The sequence below is a fragment of the Microcoleus sp. genome, from assembly GCF_049646505.1.
Classification (GTDB): Bacteria; Cyanobacteriota; Cyanobacteriia; order Cyanobacteriales; family Microcoleaceae; genus Microcoleus.
Genome location: NZ_JBARVX010000244.1, coordinates 1 through 1,652, shown reverse-complemented (window position 1 = coordinate 1,652; position 1,652 = coordinate 1). Strand labels below are relative to the sequence as shown.

Here is a 1,652-nt window from a genome sequence, read left to right as displayed (position 1 = left end):
GGAGGACGCTGCAAAACTGCATCGCGAGGCGCGGTGTGTCGAAGTCCTGAAAATTCGCTCTCAGACAGAAGTGAGCAATGCTAAATCTGACTTGGCAGAGGCTAAAGCAACTATTGTCAAGCAATTTAACAAGATACGGGAATTAGAACGGGGGTTTAGCTTTAAACCCAATCCAAAAGAATCTGCGTTGAGACTGGAAATAGGCAATTTGCGGGATGAACTGGCAGCTTGCAAACAGTCGGCGATTGACTTGGAACTGCCAGAGCCGGCTGACTTGCTCAACCAGTTGAAAGGGCGGCGCAAAAAGTCCGGAGCAAACTTGGCTGATATGGAGGCGGTTTTGGAGATACTTGAAACCGACAGGAGCGAAATTTGAGCGGAAAACAGGACTATCGGTAATACAATGAACCTGAAACCCTTGCTCGGAAAAAGACATAAAACATGAGCACGGAGGGATTTGAACCCCCGACCCTCAGGACCGGAACCTGATGCTCTATCCACTGAGCTACGTGCCCTCGACTTTTCCGACTGTAACACGTCTTGGCGAAAATGTCTAGTGGATAGAGCAAATTCGATCGCCTGTCTCCAAACCGCAGGGCCCAGAAGGGGTGCAACTCGTCCGCAGAGGGCGCGTCAGGCAGTTCCCGCAGTCTCTGACAGCAAATTTTACCTAAATCGTCAATAATACGACAATGGCTCAAATAATAGACTTTAATATAGCAAAGATTAGGTCTGCATTCGATCGGGGTTAAACATCTACCACACCTAATATAGCCCCCAGGAATGCCCTCTAGCTAGTCGGAGATGGCGCTGCTCTTGAGACAAGCTCTGCAAAAACGGTTCTAGGCTGAGTTCACCAAACCTCTAAATCTTATGGCTTCTAAAATTTTAGACAAATTACCACTGCGAACAGTTCTCATAGTTCCATTTGTACTGCAAATCGTCGCAGCAGTGGGACTCGTAGGATATTTGTCTTTTAAAAACGGACAAAAAGCTGTTAACAACCTTGCCAGTCAGTTAATGAGCGAGGTAAGTTTGCGGGTAGAGCAAAACCTAGAAGTTTACCTGACAACTCCCCATCAAATCAATCAAAGCAAGCTGGATACAGTCAAGCTCGGATTGTTAAAGATGGAAAACTTATCAGAGTGGGAAAAATATCTGTGGCGGCAAGTACAATTATATCCCTATATCAATTTTACATCTATTGGCAACAAATATGGAGACTATCGAACCGGAGAAAAACTGTCAGATGGCTCTCTAATGATTAATGAGTCAGGGAAATCTACGGGTTTTGATTTTTATTCTTACAATACTAATAATCAGGGCGATCGCACTACCGTAGCAACCGTTGTCAAAAACTTTGACATCCGGCAACATACTTCCTACCAAGATGCAGCTAATGCCGGCAAACCAACTTGGAGTTCCGTTTATATTTCCTTCCTAGAACCGACATTAATCCTCAGCGCACTCCAACCCGTATACGAGAACGATATGCTAGAAGGAGTATTAGTTAGTGCCTTGCGTCTCGACCATATTGGCAGATTTTTAAACAATCTCAGAATCGGCAAATCAGGGCAAGCATTTATTATCGAAAAAAATGGTACATTACTCGCAACTTCAACTGCCGAACAACCCTTCCGTACCGAAGGCAA

The 1,652-nt window shown here is 45.0% G+C and carries 1 protein-coding gene, 1 tRNA gene and 1 pseudogene; 2 read left to right on the top strand and 1 reads right to left on the bottom strand.

The window, feature by feature from the left end:
• Window positions 1-376 (top strand): annotated as a pseudogene (locus WBA89_RS13200) (hypothetical protein); the annotation flags it as partial.
• Window positions 377-442: 66 nt separating this feature from the next.
• On the opposite strand, the gene WBA89_RS13195 reads toward WBA89_RS13200, so the two are convergent.
• Window positions 443-515: transfer RNA gene (locus WBA89_RS13195), tRNA-Arg, on the bottom strand.
• A gap of 358 nt (window positions 516-873) precedes the next feature.
• On the opposite strand from WBA89_RS13195, the gene WBA89_RS13190 reads away from it, so the two are divergent.
• Window positions 874-1,652: cache domain-containing protein (locus tag WBA89_RS13190; protein WP_424407055.1), on the top strand; the 779-nt coding region annotated here is incomplete at its 3' end.